The organism is Streptomyces pactum, from assembly GCF_016031615.1.
GTDB classification, from domain to species: Bacteria; Actinomycetota; Actinomycetes; order Streptomycetales; family Streptomycetaceae; genus Streptomyces; species Streptomyces pactus.
On record NZ_JACYXC010000001.1, the window covers coordinates 1,362,169 to 1,379,073 of the forward strand.

A 16,905-nucleotide genomic window follows, 5' to 3' on the forward strand; every position below is an offset into this window, starting at 1 on the left:
GCGAGGCCAGGGGCCTGAAGGAGCCGCGGCCGGGCGGACCACCCGTCCGGCCCACCGCGAAGGGCCGCCGCTCAGTCGTTGGCGGGGCCGCCGAGCTGCATCCCGGCCATCCGGGACCACTCGTACCGGCCGGTGCGCACCTTGGCCGCCAGTTCGCCGTCGAAGTCGTCGTGCAGGGTCAGGCCGGCCAGCTCGGCGGCGCGCCGGGCGGCCTCGTACGAGGGGGCCACCAGGTTGCCCCACTCCCCGTTGGCGCCGACGAGCGCGATCCGGATGCTGCCCCGGGCGATGTGCGCCAGCTGGCCCTCCGCACTGCCGCCGTGGCTCCGGGCGAAGGAGGTGATCTGCCGGGCGAGGCGCTGGGCGTGCTTCTCGGCCCGCGCGTCCGTGCCCGCCGACTGCTCGGTGTCCGCCTGCTTGGTGTCTGCCATACCGCTGATGCTACCCGCGGGTAATCGACGGAGGAAGAGCCGTCCGGGCGCCCCCGCGGAGCGCTACGGACCCCGGCGGACGGGAGCCTACCGGGACCGGTGCGGGCGGTCGTGCACCGGGGCCGCGTCCGGCGTCGCGCATCCGGGCCGCGTCCGGCGTCGCGCACCTGGGCCGTGCCGAGCGGCCCGTGCGTACGGCTTGCCGGGCGGTCCGTACCTACGCCCCGCCGGAGTGGCCGTACACCCCGTGCCGGCCCTCCGGCCCTCCGGCCCGCCCCCCGCTCCCCCCTGCCGCCACCGGACCTCCGCCGCGGCCGCCCCGCCGACCGCACCGGTCTTACCGACCCCACCGACGACGATCCCCCGGGCGGTCGGTCGCTCCGGGGGGACGTGTCAGGGGCCGGCGGTCCGGCGGACGAGGGGCGGGTCAGCGGATGAAGGGGTCCACCGCGACCGCGACGAAGAGCAGCGACACATAGGTGATCGACCAGTGGAACAGCCGCATCTCCTTCAACTTCGACCCGGTGATCCCGGCCTTGGCGCGGGCCTGGAGGCCGTGCGCCTCCTTGAGCCAGAACGCGCCCAGCATGGCGGCCACCACCGGGTAGAACCAGCCGGTGTAGCCCAGCGGCCACAGCAGCATGGACACGCCGACCATGACCCAGCTGTACAGGACGATCTGCCGGGCCACCGCCTGGTTGCCCGCGACGACGGGCAGCATCGGCACCCCGACCCGCTCGTAGTCGTCCTTCACCTTCATCGACAGCGGCCAGTAGTGCGGGGGCGTCCAGAAGAAGATGACGAGGAAGAGGATGAGCGCGGCCCAGGAGACCGAGTTGGTCACCGCGGACCAGCCGATGAAGACCGGCATGCAGCCGGCGATGCCGCCCCAGACGATGTTCTGCGCGGTGCGCCGCTTGAGCCACATCGTGTAGACGACGACGTAGAACAGGAGCGCGCCCAGCGAGAGCATCGCCGACAGCGGGTTGACCAGGACCCAGAACCACACGGTGGACCCGACGGCGAGGGTGCTGGCGAACACCAGGCACTCGCGCGGCGTGACCACGCCGGTGACCAGCGGACGCTGCGAGGTGCGCTCCATCAGCGCGTCGATGTCCCGGTCGATGTACATGTTGAACGCACCGGCGCCGCCGGCGGACAGGTAGCCGCCGATGCAGGTGGCCAGGACCAGCCCCAGGTCGGGCACGCCCTCGGCCGCCAGGAACATCACCGGGACCGTCGTCATCAGCAGCAGTTCGATGACGCGGGGCTTGGTCAGCGCCACGAACGCCTTGACACGGGCCCCGAGCGGATGGTGACCGGGGATCGCAGCGAGCTCTCCCGCGGCCCTTCGGGCTCGGGAGGTATCCCCACCCGCCGCAGGACGGGATTCGACGGCCGTCACGCACACCCCTGGTAGAAGCAGCAGAACCAGCAAGCACCGGACATGAAACTCCGGTAAAGACTTGCGCGTACCACGCCACTCTAGACGCAGCGGGTACCCGGCCAGTCGCGGGGGTCGGTCGTGTTGACACCCGCCGTGCCGGGTACCGGACCGGCACCGGGAGCGGGCCCGGCCGGCGGGCCGGGCACCCGCCGCCGGCGCCGTCACCGGCGTCGCTCCCCGCCCGGGAGGCGAACTCCGGCGCGGCCCGGCACCCTGGAGATGGCCCCGCGGGCCGGCCGGCGGGGCCCGGGAGCACGGGCGGGAAGGCGGTCGCCGGCCCGCGGCACGGGTGTCGCGGCGGCAGAAATCCCCTTTCCGCCAGCCGGTAGGCTCAACGCGCCGGTGTACGCATCGTCACCGATTTCGACATGTGGAGAGGAGCCCTGACCCAGGGTGAGCACCAAGCCGACCACCACAGAGCTCGACGAGTGGACCGAACTGGACCAGCGGGCCATCGACACCGTCCGTGTTCTGGCCATGGATTCCGTACAGAAGGTCGGTAACGGCCACCCTGGCACGGCCATGAGCCTGGCGCCCGCGGCGTACCTGCTCTTCCAGAAACTGATGCGGCACGACCCGTCGGACCCCGGCTGGGTCGGCCGCGACCGGTTCGTCCTCTCGCCGGGCCACACCAGCCTGACCCTCTACATCCAGCTGTACCTCTCCGGCTACGGCCTGGAGCTGGACGACCTCAAGGCGTTCCGCACCTGGGGCAGCCGGACCCCGGGCCACCCGGAGCACGGCCACACCGTGGGCGTGGAGACCACCACCGGCCCGCTGGGGCAGGGCATCGCCAACGCGGTGGGCATGGCCATGGCCGCCCGCTACGAGCGCGGCCTGTTCGACCCGGACGCCCCCGAGGGCACCTCGCCGTTCGACCACACCATCTGGGCGATCGTCTCCGACGGCGACCTGGAGGAGGGCATCTCCGCGGAGGCGTCCTCGCTGGCCGGCCACCAGAAGCTGGGCAACCTGGTCGCCCTCTACGACGACAACCACATCTCGATCGAGGGCGACACCGCGACCGCGCTCTCCGAGGACGTGCTGAAGCGGTACGAGGCGTACGGCTGGCACGTGCAGCGGATCGAGCAGGCGCCCAACGGCGACTTCGACGTCCACGCGCTGTACGCGGCGCTGAAGGCGGCCCAGGAGGAGACCGGGCGTCCCTCGCTGATCGCCGCCCGCACCATCATCGCCTGGCCCGCCCCGAACGCGCAGAACACCGAGGCCTCGCACGGCTCGGCGCTGGGCGAGGAGGAGGTGGCGGCCACCAAGCGGGTGCTGGGCTTCGACCCCGAGCAGCACTTCCAGGTCGAGGACGAGGTGCTCCGGCACGCCCGCGCGGTGGTGGACCGGGGCCGGGAGGCGCGTACCGCCTGGGACCGGCGGTTCAAGGAGTGGCGCAACGCCAACCCCGAGCGGGCCGCCGAGTTCGACCGGATCGCCGCCGGTGAGCTGCCCGAGGGCTGGGAGGAGACGCTGCCGGTCTTCGAGCCCGGCAAGGACGTGGCGACCCGCAAGGCGTCCGGGCAGGTCCTCAAGGCGCTGGGCGGGGTGATCCCGGAGTTGTGGGGCGGTTCGGCCGACCTCGCCGGCTCCAACAACACCACCATCGACCCCACCTCCTCCTTCCTGCCGAAGGACAACCCGCTGCCGGAGGCCGACCCGTACGGCCGCACCATCCACTTCGGCATCCGCGAGCACGCCATGGGCTCGACCATGAACGGCATCGCGCTGCACGGCAACACCCGGGTGTACGGCGGCACCTTCCTGGTCTTCTCCGACTACATGCGCCCGGCCGTCCGGCTGGCCGCGCTGATGAAGCTGCCGGTCACCTACGTGTGGACGCACGACTCCATCGGCCTGGGCGAGGACGGTCCGACCCACCAGCCGGTGGAGCACCTCGCGGCGCTGCGGGCCATCCCCGGGCTGAACGTCGTCCGGCCCGCGGACGCCAACGAGACGGCGATCGCCTGGCGGGAGATCCTGCGCCGGCACGCCGACCGGCCGGCCCCGCACGGCCTCGCGCTGACCCGGCAGAACGTGCCGACCTACGCGCCCGACGAGAACGCCGCCCGGGGCGGGTACGTGCTGCTGGAGGCCGAGGGGCCGGACGGCGGGCGCACCGAGCCGCAGGTGGTGCTGATCGGCACCGGCTCCGAGGTGCAGCTCGCCGTCGAGGCCCGGGAGCTGCTGCAGGCCGAGGGCGTGCCGGCCCGGGTGGTGTCGATGCCGTCCGTGGAGTGGTTCGAGGAGCAGGATCAGGCGTACCGCGACAGCGTGCTGCCGCCGTCGGTCCGGGCGCGGGTGGCCGTCGAGGCGGGCATCGGCCTGACCTGGTACCGGTACGTCGGCGAGGCGGGACGCGTCGTGTCGCTGGAGCACTTCGGGGCAAGTGCCGACTACAAGGTGCTGTTCCGTGAGTTCGGGCTCACCGCCGACGCGGTGGCGCGGGCCGCCCGGGAATCTCTGGCCGCCGCCGGTCGCTGATGCCCGTAGAGACCAAGTATGGAGATGCAATTTTCATGACAGACGCACTCAAGCGCCTCTCCGACGAGGGCGTGGCGATCTGGCTCGACGACCTGTCGCGCAAGCGGATCACCTCCGGCAACCTCGCCGAGCTGATCGACTCCAGCCACGTCGTGGGCGTGACCACCAACCCGTCGATCTTCCAGAAGGCGATCTCCGGCGGTGACGGATACGAGCAGCAGCTGCGGGATCTCGCGGTGCGCCGGGTCACCGTCGAGGAGGCCGTCCGCATGATCACCACCTCGGACGTCCGGGACGCGGCGGACATCCTGCGGCCGGTGTTCGACGCCACCGGCGGCCAGGACGGCCGGGTGTCCATCGAGGTGGACCCGCGGCTGGCGCACGACACCGAGGCCACCGTCGCCGAGGCCAAGCAGCTGGCGTGGCTGGTGGACCGGCCCAACACCTTCATCAAGATCCCGGCGACCAGGGCCGGCCTGCCGGCGATCACCGAGGTCATCGGTCTGGGCATCAGCGTGAACGTGACGCTGATCTTCTCCCTGGAGCGCTACCGGGAGGTGATGACCGCCTACCTGGCCGGCCTGGAGAAGGCGAAGGCCGCGGGGCTGGACCTGTCCAAGATCCGTTCGGTGGCGTCGTTCTTCGTCTCCCGTGTGGACACCGAGATCGACAAGCGGCTGGCCAAGCTCGGCGGCGACGAGGCCGACCGGCTGCGCGGCCGGGCGGCGCTGGCCAACGCGCGGCTGGCCTACCAGGCGTTCGAAGAGGTGTTCAGCTCCGACCGCTGGGCGGCGCTGGACAAGGCGGGCGCGCACAAGCAGCGTCCGCTGTGGGCCTCCACCGGCGTGAAGGACCCGGCGTACAAGGACACGCTGTACGTCGACGAGCTGGTCGCCCCCGGCACCGTGAACACCATGCCGGAGGCCACCCTGGAGGCCACCGCGGCGCGCGGCGAGATCACCGGGGACACCGTCCGCGGCCGGTACGAGGAGGCCCGGGCCGACCTCGACGCGCTGGCCCGGCTGGGCATCTCCTACGACGAGGTGGTCCAGCTGCTGGAGGACGAGGGCGTGGAGAAGTTCGAGGCGTCCTGGACCGACCTGCTCACGTCCACCGAGGCGGAGCTCAAGCGCCTCGCCCCCGCGGAGGCATGACCTTGACCTCTTCGTCCGCGAGCGGTGCCAACCCGCTTCGTGACGCCCAGGACCGGCGGCTCCCGCGCATCGCGGGGCCGTCGGGCCTGGTGATCTTCGGCGTCACGGGCGATTTGTCCCGTAAGAAGCTGATGCCCGCCGTATACGACCTGGCCAACCGCGGCCTGCTGCCGCCGGGCTTCTCGCTCGTCGGCTTCGCCCGCCGGGACTGGGAGGACGAGGACTTCGCGCAGGTCGTCCATGACGCGGTCAAGGAGCACGCGCGCACGCCGTTCCGCGAGGAGGTGTGGCAGCAGCTCGCCGAGGGCTTCCGGTTCGTGCCCGGCGAGTTCTCCGACGACGAGGCGTTCGCGACCCTGAAGGCCACCATCGAGGACCTGGACAAGGCGCGCGGCACGGGCGGCAACTTCGCCTTCTACCTGTCGGTACCGCCGAAGTTCTTCCCCACCGTGGTGCAGCAGCTGAAGAAGCACGGGCTGTCCCACGGCAGCGGCGACTCCTGGCGGCGCGCCGTCATCGAGAAGCCGTTCGGCCACGACCTGGCCAGCGCCCAGCAGCTCAACCAGGTCGTCCACGAGGTCTTCCCGCCCAGCGACGTCTTCCGCATCGACCACTACCTGGGCAAGGAGACGGTCCAGAACATCCTGGCGCTGCGCTTCGCCAACACGATGTTCGAACCGCTGTGGAACCGCAGCTACGTGGACCACGTCCAGATCACCATGGCCGAGGACATCGGCATCGGCGGCCGGGCCGGCTACTACGACGGCATCGGTTCGGCACGGGACGTCATCCAGAACCACCTGCTCCAGCTGCTGGCGCTCACCGCGATGGAGGAGCCCGCCTCCTTCGACGCCAAGGCGCTGGTCACCGAGAAGCTGAAGGTCCTCAAGGCGGTCAAGTTGCCGCAGGACCTGGGCCTGCACACGGTGCGTGGGCAGTACGCGCACGGCTGGCAGGGCGGCGAGGAGGTGCTCGGCTACCTGGAGGAGGAGGGCATCGACCCGAACTCCAAGACCGACACCTTCGCCGCGATCAAGCTGGAGATCGACAACCGCCGCTGGGCCGGGGTTCCCTTCTATCTGCGGACCGGCAAGCGGCTGGGCCGCCGGGTCACCGAGATCGCGGTGGTCTTCCAGCGCGCCCCCTACTCGCCCTTCGACGCCACCGACACCCAGGAGCTGGGCGAGAACGCCCTGGTCATCCGGGTGCAGCCGGACGAGGGCGTGACCATCCGGTTCGGCTCCAAGGTGCCCGGCACCTCCATGGAGATCCGGGACGTGACCATGGACTTCGCCTACGGCGAGTCCTTCACCGAGTCCAGCCCCGAGGCCTACGAACGGCTGCTGCTGGACGTCCTGCTCGGTGACGCCAACCTCTTCCCCCGGCACCAGGAGGTGGAGGAGTCCTGGCGGATCCTCGACCCGATCGAGGAGTACTGGGACCGGCACGGCAAGCCGGAGCAGTACACCGCCGGCACCTGGGGGCCGAAGGCGGCGGACGAGATGCTCGCACGAGACGGACGGAGCTGGCGCCGGCCATGAACATCGATCTCACGGACACCACGTCCAGCCAGATCAACGCGGCCCTCGTCAAGGCGCGCCGGGCGAGCGGGTCCCCGGCCGTCGGCATGGTGCTCACCCTGGTGATCGTCACCGACGAGGGGAACCACTACGACGCGCTGAAGGCGGCGAACGAGGCGTCCAAGGAGCACCCCTCACGCATCCTGGTCGTCATCAAGCGCCCGGGACGCTCACCGCGCGACCGCAAGATGGCCCGGCTCGACGCAGAGGTGCGGGTGGGCGGGGAGACCGGCACCGGCGAAACGGTCCTGCTGCGGCTCCACGGGGAGCTGGCCAACCACGCCCACTCGGTCGTCCTGCCGCTGCTGCTGCCGGACGCCCCGGTGGTGGTGTGGTGGCCGGAGGACGCGCCGGACCACCCCAGCGAGGACCTCCTCGGCCGGCTCGCGGCGCGGCGCATCACCGACGCCCAGGCCACCGAGGACCCGGTCGCCACGCTCGGGCTGCGGGCCGCCACCTACACGCCGGGCGACACCGACCTGGCCTGGACCCGGATCACCCCTTGGCGCAGTGTGCTCGCCGCCGCGCTGGACCAGAAGCACTCCGCGATCAGGTCCGCCGTGGTGGAGGGCGAGGCGTACAACCCCAGCAGCGAACTGCTGGCGCTCTGGCTCGCCGAGCGGCTGGGGGTGCCGGTGGAGCGGCAGGTCTCCGACGGCCCCGGGCTGACCGCGGTCCGGCTGGAGACCGAGGACGGCACGATCTGCCTGGACCGGGCGGACGGTTCGCTGGCGGAGCTGGCCATGCCCGGTCAGCCGGACCGGCACGTGGCGCTGCACCGCCGGGAGACCGCGGAGCTGATCGCGGAGGAGCTGCGGCGCCTGGACCCGGACGAGACCTACGCGTCCGCGGTGAAGTTCGGCGTCGCCTCGCTGCGCCGGAGCGCCGACGCGCCGGACAAGGAGTCCGCCGAGTCCGCCCTGACGGCCGACGACGCCGGTCCGGCCGGGGACACCCGGCAGCCGTCCGACGGCGCGGCCGCGGCCGGGGAGCCGCAGGACGGGCCGGCGGACGCGGAGCGGGACGGTTCCGCGCCGAAGGGGTCGTCGGCCAAGCGGTCGGCCGGCAGGAAGCCCGCGGGCCGGAAGGCGGGGGCCGCGTGACGCCTCCGCAGGTGGTGGTCCACCGTGACAAGGAGCTCATGGCCCAGGCCGCGGCGGCCCGGCTGATCACCAAGATCGTGGACGCCCAGGCCGCCCGGGGGTCCGCCTCGGTGGTGCTCACCGGCGGTCGCAACGGCAACGGGCTGCTGGCCGCGCTGGCCGCCGCCCCGGCCCGGGACGCGGTGGACTGGTCGCGGCTGGACCTGTGGTGGGGCGACGAGCGGTTCCTGCCGGACGGTCACCCGGAGCGCAACCACACCCAGGCCCGCGAGGCGCTGCTGGACGCGGTGGGGCTGGACCCCGCCCGGGTCCACCCGATGCCCGCCTCCGACGGCCGGTTCTCCGGTGACGCGGAGGCCGCGGCCGAGGCGTACGCGGCGGAGCTGGCGGCCGCCGCGGAGCCGGCGAACCACGCCCGGGTGCCCTCGTTCGACGTGCTGCTGCTGGGCGTCGGGCCGGACACCCACGTGGCCTCGCTCTTCCCCGAGCTGCCGGCCGTCCGGGAGACCGAGCGGACGGTGGTGGGGGTGCGCGGCGCGCCGAAGCCGCCGCCCACCCGGGTGTCGCTGACGCTGCCGGCGATCCGGGCCGCCCGCGAGGTGTGGCTGCTGGCGGCCGGTGAGGACAAGGCACGGGCGGTGACCATCGCGCTCTCCGGGGCCGGGGAGATCCAGGCCCCGGCGGCCGGGGCCCGGGGACGGGCCCGGACGCTGTGGCTGCTGGACCGCGCCGCCGCGGCCGGGCTGCCGCGCGCCCTCTACCCGCCGGCGTCGCCCTGACGCACTGCGCCGAACCGTGCCGGACGGCCCCGCGGGGCCGCGGCGCCACCCGACCGCCCCGGTCCGGTGGCCCGCGCCTCCCCGCGGGGCCGCGGTATGTGTCCGGGGCCGGTACCGCGTGGCCGTGACGGGTGGTACGGCCCGGGCCACCCGGCACGCGCCGGGCCCGGGAATCGTGGCGGGGCGGGGCCGGCGCGGCCTACCACGCACCGCTCCCGCTCGGGCGGGCCGGCCGGCGGCGGCCGTGCCACGGGCGTCGGCGGCCCGGACGGAACACGCCGGAGCGGGCGCGGCCACCGGACCCGGCCGGCCCGGTGGCCGCGCGGCCGCCCGCCCCGCCACCGGACGGTGGGACCGGGGCGGGCGGCCGGCGCGGTACCGGGTCAGCGGCCGCGCAGCTCGCGGTAGCGGGCGACCAGCGCGGCGGTGGAGGCGTCCAGCCCCGGCACCTCGGTGCCCTCGGTCAGCGCCGGTTCCACCCGCTTGGCCAGCACCTTGCCCAGCTCGACGCCCCACTGGTCGAAGGAGTCGATGTTCCACACCGCGCCCTGGACGAACACCTTGTGCTCGTAGAGCGCGACCAGCTGGCCCAGCACCGACGGGGTCAGCTCGGCGGCGAGGATGGTGGTGGTGGGGTGGTTGCCGCGGAAGGTGCGGTGCGGCACCAGCTCGGCGGACACGCCCTCGGCAGCCACCTCCTCCGCGGTCTTGCCGAAGGCCAGTGCCTGGCCCTGGGCGAAGAGGTTGGCCATCAGCAGGTCGTGGTGGGCGGCGAACCGCTCGGGGAGGTCCGCCACCGGGCGGGCGAAGCCGATCAGATCGGCCGGGACGACCTTGGTGCCCTGGTGGAGCAACTGGTAGTAGGCGTGCTGGCCGTTGGTGCCGGGCGTGCCCCAGACCACCGGGCCGGTCTGCCAGGTCACCGGTTCGCCCTGCCGGTCCACCGACTTGCCGTTGGACTCCATGTCGAGCTGCTGGAGGTAGGCGGTGAACTTCGACAGGTAGTGGCTGTACGGCAGGACCGCGTGCGACTGGGCGTCGTGGAAGTTGTTGTACCAGATGCCCAGCAGACCCAGCAGGAGGGGAGCGTTCTGCTCCGCGGGAGCGGTCCGGAAGTGCTCGTCCACCTCGTGGAAGCCGGCGAGCATCTCGCGGAAGGCGTCCGGCCCGATGGCGAGCATCAGGGAGAGCCCGATCGCCGAGTCGTAGGAGTACCGGCCGCCGACCCAGTCCCAGAACTCGAACATGTTGGCCGTGTCGATGCCGAACTCGGCGACCTTCGCCGCGTTGGTGGACAGCGCCACGAAGTGCTTGGCCACCGCCTCCGGACCCGCCCCCAGACCGGCCAGCAGCCACTCCCGGGCGGAGGACGCGTTGGTGATGGTCTCGATGGTGGTGAAGGTCTTGGAGGCGACGATGAACAGCGTCTCGGCCGGGTCGAGGTCGCGCACCGCCTCGTGCAGGTCGGCGCCGTCCACGTTGGAGACGAAACGGAAGGTCAGATCGCGCGCGGTGTAGGAGCGCAGCACCTCGTACGCCATCGCGGGACCCAGGTCGGAGCCCCCGATGCCGATGTTGACCACGTTCCTGACGGGTCGGCCGGTGTGCCCGGTCCACTGCCCGGAGCGCACCCGGTCGCTGAAGGTGGCCATCTTGGTGAGGACCGCGTGCACATCGGGGACGACGTCCTTGCCGTCCACCCGGACGGCCGCCGACCGCGGCGCGCGCAGCGCGGTGTGCAGCACCGCCCGGTCCTCGGTGTTGTTGATCTTCTCGCCGCGGAACATGGCGTCCCGCAGCCGGGCCACCCCGGTGGCCTCGGCAAGCTCCCGCAGCAGTCGCAGCGTCTCGTCGGTGATCAGGTGCTTGGAGTAGTCCAGGTGGAGGTCACCGACCCGGAGGGTGTACCGCTCGGCGCGGCCGGGGTCGGTGGCGAACAGCTCCCGCAGGTGGGTGTCCCCCAGCTCCTGACGGTGCTCGGCCAGCGCCTGCCACTGCGGCAAGTGGTCCAGCCTGCCGCGGGTTTCTGCGTTCATCTCGGACATCAGCCCACTTCGTCTCGTGCCTGCAACCCCGCCATGGTCAACTTTACGGCCGTCAGGTGGTGGGTCGCTTCCCGGCGGAGGCCGCCACCGAGGGGTTCAGGCCGGGTATCAGGGCCACCACCCCGAGCAGCAGCAGCCCCGCGCAGAACAGGGCCGGCGCGCCGCTCCCCCAGCCGTCCGCGATCACCCCGCCGAGCAGTGCGCCCAGCGGGGCGCCGGCGACGGCCAGGGTGCGGAAGGCGGCACTCACCCGGCCCAGTGCCCGCGCCGGGCTGCGCTGCTGGAGCACCGTCACCCCGGTGACGTTCCAGACGGTGCCGGCGAAGCCGAAGACCGCGAGCGCCACGGTGGCGGCCGGCAGGCTCCGCACCGTCCCCAGCACCACCAGGGCCGCGGTCTGGACCGCGCCGCACACCAGCAGCGCCCGGGCCTGCCCCAGCCGGTCCGCCGTCCGCGCGGCGGCCACCCCGCCGAGGACGCTGCCGACCCCGTAACCGGTGACGACGGCCGCGTACCCCGCCTCGCCGGCCCCCAGACGCCCGGTGACCAGCAGCACCAGGGTGGCGATGAGGGCGCCGATGCCGATGTTGCACAGCAGGGTGGAGACGCCCAGCGCCCGCAGCACCCGGTCCCGCCACAGCATCCGGATGCCGGCCGCCGCCTCGTGGTGGAGGGAACGCCGGCCGGGCGGGTCCTCCCCGCGGGGCGCCGGCCCCTCGCCGGGCGGGTCGCCCCCGTCGGGTGCGCCCTCCCGGTCGGGTGTGGCGGCCCCGGCGGCGGTCGCGGCGGCCCCGGCGGGCGTGCTCCTCCGGGCGGGCGGCGCGGTGTCGCCCGCGGGCGCGGCGGTGCCCAGCGCGGCGATGAGGGCGGCGGCGACCAGATAGGTGGCGGCGTCCGCCGCGTACGGCACGGCCAGGCCCAGGCCGAGCAGCACCGGCAGCAGCGGGGTGGCGACGAAGCGTCCCGCGATCTCCTGCCCGGTCATCAGCCGGGCGTTGGCCCGGCCGAGGGCGTCCGGGCCGACCACCGACGGCAGCAGGGCGGTGGCCGCGTTGTCGAACACGGTCTGCAGGGTGGTCAGGGTGAAGGCGACGGCGAGCAGCAGCCCGATCGAGGCGTGACCCTGCCAGACCGCGACCGCGAAGCCGGCCATCAGCACACCGCGCGCCGCGTCCGTCATCCACATCGCGCGGCGCTGGTCCACCCGGTCGGCGACGGCCCCGCCGAGCAGTCCGAAGAGCAGCCAGGGCAGGAACCCGGCGGCGGTCACCAGCGAGATCAGCAGCGGTGAGCCGGTGAGCTGGACCGCCAGCAGCGGGAGTGCCGCGTTGCGCAGCGCGTCCCCGAGGCGGGAGACGACCGCCGCGGACCACAGGAGCCGGAAGCCGCCGGCCCCGGTCCCCGGTCCGTCAGCCCCCTCGGGCCGGGCCCCGCCGGGCGTGGTCCCCGCCGCGGGCACCGGCACCCGTGCCGGGCCGGCCTCGGCCGTCCCCTCCCGCTGTGGCATGGTCGCCACTCCCCCTCACGAGCGTTGGTCCACCGGTGAGGACGGTAACGCCCGCCACTGACAACGGCCCGCCGCGAGCACCCTCGATCGGGTGCCCGGGCGGGCCGTGTCCACCACTCGAACGGGGTGAAGGCGTCAGATCTCGCCGCGGAGCTTGGCGAGAGCCTCGGCGAGGATCGCCTCGCCGTCCGCGTCGCTGCGCCGCTCCCGTACGTACGCGAGGTGCGTCTTGTAGGGCTCGGTACGCGGCGCGGCCGGCGGGTTCTCCCGGTCCTTGCCGGCCGGGAGGCCGCAGCGAGGACAGTCCCAAGTGTCCGGAATCTGTGCGTCGCTGGCGAAGCTCGGCTGAGTCTCGTGCTCGTTCGAGCACCAGAAGGAGATGCGGAGGCGCGGTGCCGATTCGCCTCGCTCCGCCTCCCCCATCGGCCCCGCTCCGACCCGACTTCCTCGGATCGCGTTGCCACTTGCCACGGTCGTAACTCCCTGCGTGATGGTGCCGCGAAGCGTCGAGAGCAGCTCCGCTGCGGGCGCCCCAGTCTACGTAAGGCCCAACGGGCATCCGGTGACAGGCGTGATGACACCCGTCGCGCCCGGACGCCGCCCCCATGATAGGCCGCGTCTACGACGGTACGTCAGTTAATCGAGCTTCATCAGCAGGCCGAGCACCACGATGCAGGCGAACCACAGCACCCCGATCACCACCGTGATCCGGTCGAGGTTGCGCTCCGCCACCGAGGAGCCGCCGACGGAGGACTGCATGCCGCCGCCGAACATGTCGGACAAACCTCCGCCCTTCCCCTTGTGCATCAGCACCAGCATCATCAACAGAACGCTGAAGATGATGAGGGCGATCGAGAACCCCATGACCACGGCTGGACCAACTCTCTCGGGTGCAGGTACTTAGGAAATCTGCCTGAGCACATCTGGACAACTACGTCGGGGCCGGAGGCGCGCGGTCGCGCGCGGGCCCCGGCCCCGACAGGGTACGACGGCGGACGCCCGTCGTCATAGCCACGTGATCCCCGCGCCACCCGGCGGATCACCCCGGGCGGCGCGGGCGCGGGCGCGGTACTACCGGTCGGCGAACCGGACGATCTTCACGAATTCGTCCGCGTCCAGCGCGGCCCCGCCGACCAGGGCGCCGTCGACGTCCGGCTGGGCCATGATCGCCGCGACGTTCCCGGACTTCACCGAGCCGCCGTACTGGATCCGGACCTTCTCCGCCAGCTCCTTGCCGTACAGCTCGGCGAGCCGGCCGCGGATGGCCCCGCAGACCTCCTGGGCGTCCTCGGGCGTGGCGACCTCGCCGGTGCCGATGGCCCAGACCGGCTCGTAGGCGATCACGATGGACTCGGCGTCCCCGGCCGGCACGTCCTGGAGGGCGCCGTCCACCTGGGCGAGGGTGTGCGCGACCTGGTTGCCGGCCTTGCGGACGTCCAGGCCCTCCCCGACGCACAGGATGGGGGTGAGTCCGTTGCGGTAGGCGGCCTTCACCTTCGCGTTGCACTGCTCGTCGGTCTCGCCGTGGTACTGCCGCCGCTCGGAGTGGCCGACGGCGACGTAGGTGCACTTGAGCTTGGCGAGCATCGGGCCGGACACCTCACCGGTGTACGCGCCGGAGTCGTGCTCCGAGATGTCCTGGGCCCCGTACCGGATCTTCAGCTTGTCACCGTCGACCAGCGTCTGCACCGAGCGCAGATCGGTGAAGGGCGGCAGGACCGCGACCTCCACGGCCTCGTAGTCCTTGTCGGTGAGGGCGAAGGCGAGCTTCTGGACGTGGGCGATGGCCTCCAGGTGGTTGAGGTTCATCTTCCAGTTGCCCGCCATCAGCGGAATGCGGTCACTCACGGTGTTTCAGTCCTCCAGTGCGGCGAGACCGGGAAGGGTCTTGCCCTCAAGGTATTCCAGGCTGGCCCCGCCGCCGGTCGAGATGTGACCGTAGGCGGACTCGTCGAAGCCGAGGATGCGCACGGCCGCGGCCGAGTCGCCGCCGCCGACCACGGTGAAGGCGGGGCTGTCGAGCAGGGCCTGGGCGACCGCCTTGGTGCCGTCCGCGTAGTCCGGGTGCTCGAAGACGCCCATCGGGCCGTTCCAGAAGACGGTGGCCGCGTCGGCGAGCTTCTCGGCGTACAGCTTCCGGGTCTCCGGGCCGATGTCCAGGCCCTGCTGGTCGGCCGGGATGGCGTCGGCCGGTACGGTCCGCGGGTTCGCCGGCGCCTTGGTCTTCAGGTCCGGGAACTCCGGGGCGACCAGCACGTCCACCGGGAGCACGAACTCCACGCCGCGCTCCTCGGCCCGCCGCAGGTACTCGGTGACCGCCGGGATCTGGTCCTCCTGGAGGAGGGAGATGCCGACCTCGTGGCCCTGCGCCTTGAGGAAGGTGTAGGCCATGCCGCCGCCGATGAGGATGCGGTCGGCCTTCTCCAGCAGGTGGTCGATGACCCCCAGCTTGTCGGAGACCTTGGCGCCGCCGAGAACCACGGCGTAGGGCCGGCGGACGTCCTCGGTGAGCTTCTTCAGCACCTCGACCTCGGCCGCGATCAGGCCGCCGGCGGCGTGCGGCAGCCGGGCCGGGAGGTCGTAGACGGAGGCGTGCTTGCGGTGCACCGCGCCGAAGCCGTCACCGACGTAGAGGTCCGCCAGCTCGGCGAGCCGGTCGGCGAAGGCGCCCCGCTCGGCGTCGTCCTTGCTGGTCTCGCCGGCGTTGAAGCGGAGGTTCTCCAGCAGCGTGACCTCGCCGTCGCCGAGTGCGGCGACGGTGGCCTTCGCGCTGTCCCCCACGGTGTCGGTCGCGAAGGCGACCGGCCGGCCGATGATCTCACCCAGCCGCCGGGCGACCGGCGCGAGGGAGAACGCGGGGTCGGGGGCGCCCTTGGGGCGGCCCAGGTGCGAGGCGACGACCACCTTGGCGCCGGCCTCGGCCAGCTTGGCGATGGTGGGCGCGACCGCACGGATCCGGCCGTCGTCGGTGATGGTGTCGCCGTCGAGCGGGACGTTGAGGTCGGCGCGGACGAACACCCGCCGCCCGGCGACGTCCAGGTCGTCGATCGTCTTCATGTTGTCTGTGGGCTCCTTAAGGGACGAAGGGCAAGCGACGGGGCCCGTGCGGCGCGCTGTGCGCTGCGCGAGCCCCGTTGCTCACCTGGGAAGTACCACTCGATGTGCGGTCAGGGCCAATCCCCGACCACGGCTCAGAGCTGGTCGCCGACGAAGGTGGTCAGGTCCACCAGGCGGTTGGAGTAGCCCCACTCGTTGTCGTACCAGCCGACGATCTTGACCTGCTTGCCCTGCGCCATGGTCAGCGAGGCGTCGAAGGTGCAGGAGGCCGGCCAGTTGACGATGTCCGAGGAGACGATGGCGTCCTCGGTGTACTCCAGGATGCCCTTCAGCGGACCCTCGGCGGCCTTCTGGAAGGCGGTGTTGATCTCGTCCCGGGTGGCCTCGCGGTCCAGCTCCACGACCAGGTCGGTGACCGAGCCGGTGGGGACCGGGACGCGCATCGCGATGCCGTCCAGCTTCCCCTTCAGCTGCGGGAGCACCAGGGCGGTGGCCTTGGCGGCCCCGGTCGAGGTGGGGATGATGTTCTGCGCGGCGGCCCGGGCGCGGCGCAGGTCCTTGTGCGGGAAGTCCAGGATGCGCTGGTCGTTGGTGTAGGCGTGGACGGTCGTCATCATGCCCTGGGCGATGCCGAAGCTCTCGTCCAGCACCTTGGCCATCGGCGCCACGCAGTTGGTGGTGCAGGAGGCGTTGGAGATGACGTGGTGGTTCGCCGCGTCGTACTTGTCCTGGTTGACGCCCATGACGATGGTGAGGTCCTCGCCCTTGGCGGGGGCGGAGATCAGGACCTTCTTGGCGCCGGCGGCCAGGTGCTTGGCGGCGTCGTCGCGCTTGGTGAAGATGCCGGTGGACTCGACGACGATGTCGGCGCCCAGCTCGGCCCACGGGAGGTTCGCCGGGTCCCGCTCGGCGAAGGTCTTGAAGGTCTGGTTCCCGGCGGTGATGCTGTCCTCGGTGTGGCTGACCTCGTGCTTCAGCCGGCCGAGGATGGTGTCGTACTTGAGCAGGTGGGCGAGGGTGGCGTTGTCGGTCAGGTCGTTGACACCCACGATCTCGATGTCCGCCCCCTGCTCCAGGAGAGCGCGGAAGTAGTTGCGACCGATACGGCCGAAGCCGTTGATTCCTACGCGGATCGTCACGAACCGATCTCCTCGTTGGTGTGCCGGTCTGGACACCGGCGGGCTGTATGGAATTCCCCGACCGTCTCCGACCCTACCGCCTGGAAGAGACGTACGTGACATTCCCAGCACCGGTGCGGGGGCGCCCGTCAGCCGCTCCGGCGGGCGTGACAGGCCGGTGCCGCCGGCTCTCC

14 protein-coding genes are annotated in these 16,905 nt (G+C 72.4%); 5 read left to right on the plus strand and 9 right to left on the minus strand.

Annotation, left to right across the window (positions count from 1 at the left end):
• Positions 1-71: 71 nt before the first annotated feature.
• Positions 72-431, minus strand: a complete 360-nt coding sequence (locus tag IHE55_RS05460; protein ID WP_197987991.1) for a hypothetical protein — start codon at positions 429-431, stop codon at positions 72-74.
• Between the two features lie 427 nt (positions 432-858).
• Complete coding sequence (locus tag IHE55_RS05465) at positions 859-1,836, minus strand: heme o synthase (RefSeq protein ID WP_197987992.1); 978 nt, start codon at positions 1,834-1,836, stop codon at positions 859-861.
• A gap of 435 nt (positions 1,837-2,271) precedes the next feature.
• On the opposite strand from IHE55_RS05465, the gene tkt reads away from it, so the two are divergent.
• The 5 genes from tkt to pgl are packed head-to-tail and all read left to right on the plus strand — an operon-like array spanning position 2,272 to position 8,984.
• On the plus strand, positions 2,272-4,368 hold the full coding sequence (tkt, locus tag IHE55_RS05470) for a transketolase (RefSeq protein ID WP_197987993.1): 2,097 nt from the start codon (positions 2,272-2,274) through the stop codon (positions 4,366-4,368).
• 35 nt (positions 4,369-4,403) lie between these two features.
• Entirely contained in the window at positions 4,404-5,522 is a 1,119-nt protein-coding gene (tal, locus tag IHE55_RS05475) for a transaldolase (protein WP_197987994.1), read from the plus strand.
• Positions 5,519-7,063 (plus strand): glucose-6-phosphate dehydrogenase, encoded by a 1,545-nt coding sequence (gene zwf / locus IHE55_RS05480; protein ID WP_197987995.1) that lies wholly within the window; start codon positions 5,519-5,521, stop codon positions 7,061-7,063. The genes tal and zwf overlap by 4 nt, the downstream gene beginning before the upstream one ends.
• A complete protein-coding gene (gene opcA, locus IHE55_RS05485) occupies positions 7,060-8,205 on the plus strand; it encodes a glucose-6-phosphate dehydrogenase assembly protein OpcA (RefSeq protein WP_197987996.1) in 1,146 nt (381 codons plus the stop codon). The genes zwf and opcA overlap by 4 nt, the downstream gene beginning before the upstream one ends.
• Positions 8,202-8,984: a 6-phosphogluconolactonase gene (gene pgl / locus IHE55_RS05490; protein WP_197987997.1), complete on the plus strand. Its 783-nt coding sequence runs from the start codon at positions 8,202-8,204 to the stop codon at positions 8,982-8,984. Before opcA ends, pgl begins: the two co-directional genes overlap by 4 nt.
• Positions 8,985-9,367: 383 nt before the next feature.
• Here the strand turns inward: pgl and pgi are convergent, their stop codons facing one another.
• The 7 genes from pgi to gap form a co-directional block, all read right to left on the minus strand.
• Positions 9,368-11,020, minus strand: coding sequence for a glucose-6-phosphate isomerase (pgi, locus tag IHE55_RS05495; RefSeq protein WP_197987998.1), 1,653 nt, complete (start codon positions 11,018-11,020; stop codon positions 9,368-9,370).
• Between the two features lie 61 nt (positions 11,021-11,081).
• Positions 11,082-12,536 carry an MFS transporter gene (locus IHE55_RS05500; RefSeq protein WP_197987999.1) on the minus strand — a complete coding sequence of 485 codons (1,455 nt, stop codon included), beginning with the start codon at positions 12,534-12,536 and terminating at the stop codon, positions 11,082-11,084.
• Between the two features lie 135 nt (positions 12,537-12,671).
• Positions 12,672-13,007: an RNA polymerase-binding protein RbpA gene (locus IHE55_RS05505; protein ID WP_197988000.1), complete on the minus strand. Its 336-nt coding sequence runs from the start codon at positions 13,005-13,007 to the stop codon at positions 12,672-12,674.
• 165 nt (positions 13,008-13,172) lie between these two features.
• Complete coding sequence (secG, locus tag IHE55_RS05510) at positions 13,173-13,400, minus strand: preprotein translocase subunit SecG (RefSeq protein ID WP_197988001.1); 228 nt, start codon at positions 13,398-13,400, stop codon at positions 13,173-13,175.
• 207 nt (positions 13,401-13,607) lie between these two features.
• Positions 13,608-14,384, minus strand: coding sequence for a triose-phosphate isomerase (gene tpiA, locus IHE55_RS05515; RefSeq protein WP_197988002.1), 777 nt, complete (start codon positions 14,382-14,384; stop codon positions 13,608-13,610).
• 6 nt (positions 14,385-14,390) lie between these two features.
• Positions 14,391-15,593 carry a phosphoglycerate kinase gene (locus IHE55_RS05520; RefSeq protein ID WP_197988003.1) on the minus strand — a complete coding sequence of 401 codons (1,203 nt, stop codon included), beginning with the start codon at positions 15,591-15,593 and terminating at the stop codon, positions 14,391-14,393.
• A 134-nt stretch (positions 15,594-15,727) separates the two neighbouring features.
• A complete protein-coding gene (gene gap, locus IHE55_RS05525) occupies positions 15,728-16,732 on the minus strand; it encodes a type I glyceraldehyde-3-phosphate dehydrogenase (protein ID WP_197988004.1) in 1,005 nt (334 codons plus the stop codon).
• Positions 16,733-16,905: the final 173 nt, after the last annotated feature.

Coding starts and splice junctions, on each gene's coding strand:
- IHE55_RS05460 (WP_197987991.1), bottom strand. CDS start 431: ATGGCAGACACCAAGCAGGCGGACACCGAGCAGTCGGCGGGCACGGAC.
- IHE55_RS05500 (WP_197987999.1), bottom strand. CDS start 12,536: ATGCCACAGCGGGAGGGGACGGCCGAGGCCGGCCCGGCACGGGTGCCG.
- zwf (WP_197987995.1), top strand. CDS start 5,519: ATGACCTTGACCTCTTCGTCCGCGAGCGGTGCCAACCCGCTTCGTGAC.
- IHE55_RS05520 (WP_197988003.1), bottom strand. CDS start 15,593: ATGAAGACGATCGACGACCTGGACGTCGCCGGGCGGCGGGTGTTCGTC.
- secG (WP_197988001.1), bottom strand. CDS start 13,400: ATGGGGTTCTCGATCGCCCTCATCATCTTCAGCGTTCTGTTGATGATG.
- pgi (WP_197987998.1), bottom strand. CDS start 11,020: ATGAACGCAGAAACCCGCGGCAGGCTGGACCACTTGCCGCAGTGGCAG.
- opcA (WP_197987996.1), top strand. CDS start 7,060: ATGAACATCGATCTCACGGACACCACGTCCAGCCAGATCAACGCGGCC.
- tal (WP_197987994.1), top strand. CDS start 4,404: ATGACAGACGCACTCAAGCGCCTCTCCGACGAGGGCGTGGCGATCTGG.